The following is a 1,126-nucleotide window of genomic DNA, read 5'->3' on the forward strand; positions in this document are numbered from 1 at the left end:
ATACCAATTTAATATGAAGCTGCATAGAATAGGGCTTCAAGAATAAACTTGTAAGATGACAACGAACTAATTTGCTCAGGAGTGATTTTTTCAAGAACTTGTTTCAATCGCTCTCGTAATTGCTCAAGTGTTGTAAAAACCTCTCCAACAAGTTCCTTTTTGATATATTCCCAGACCCTTTCAATTGGATTAAGTTCTGGACTATGTGAAGGTTGACAGACAGGAATTAAATTTTCTGGCCATGAGAGTTCATTAGTGGTATGAGCACCCGCTCTATCCATGTGAATGATGGCTATATCTTCACCCAATTGTAGAGAAAGAGCGTCAATAAATTTCTGAAAATCTTCTCCGTTAAGATGAGCGTATTCTTGGCAAAAATGCCAGCCACTCAATGGTTCGACTACCCCATACAACCAAAAATTTTCACGTTTCCTAAGGAGGGGAGCAACTGGTTTTACACCCCTGGCTGTAATTAATTTTCCTGTCAATGTTTTTAATCCCAACCGGGTTTCATCTTGGGACAAATATCGTAGCCTTTTACCCTTGCCAAAATATTGTTGAAACGTCAATACTGCTGGAATGATGTTTTTTTAAAAAGCTCCACTGCTTGTAAGTCCTGTAAAGCACTTTGCGGACGTGGCACTTTCAGTTTTGCTTGGAGACGATAATGTACCCAGGCATAGACTGTTCCATAAGTCAGTTCTAAATTATACTCTGTTTTTAACCATTCCACAATTTCCCCGTAGCTTTTGAAAGGCGCTCCTGTTGCCAAGCGTTCTTTAAGTCCTGCTAATGCCTCAACAGTCAAGTGTGGTACTTGTCCGGGGGCTTTTTTTACCAACAATAATTCTGATATTCCACCCCGTCGATACTTTTGTAACCACCGGCTTATCGTAGATTTGTCTCTACCCAAACGATGCGCTAATTCTTGCTGCTCCTGTACTTGCCCTGTTTTTAACCACCATAATACTTGTATTCGTTCTTTCTGACTCGCTGTACGAGTATTTTTTAGTTGTTTTTCTAAAAATTCTGCACTTTCTTCAATTGTGATTTTTAAAAGACGAGCCATAAAACGCACCATAAACGCTATCTTTCTATTATATGCAACTTCACATAAAATTGGTAT

2 protein-coding genes are annotated in these 1,126 nt (G+C 38.9%); both read right to left on the reverse strand.

All coding sequences use genetic code 11. The annotated features are described in order from the left end of the window. Nucleotides 1–8: 8 nt before the first annotated feature. Nucleotides 9–503: an IS630 family transposase gene (locus tag VJ464_13725; GenBank protein HKQ06189.1), complete on the reverse strand. Its 495-nt coding sequence runs from the start codon at nucleotides 501–503 to the stop codon at nucleotides 9–11. Between the two features lie 62 nt (nucleotides 504–565). Continuing rightward, a partial coding sequence (locus tag VJ464_13730; GenBank protein HKQ06190.1) for a helix-turn-helix domain-containing protein occupies nucleotides 566–1,126 on the reverse strand: 561 nt, incomplete at its 5' end.

The organism is Blastocatellia bacterium, from assembly GCA_035275065.1.
Taxonomy (GTDB): domain Bacteria; phylum Acidobacteriota; class Blastocatellia; order UBA7656; family UBA7656; genus DATENM01.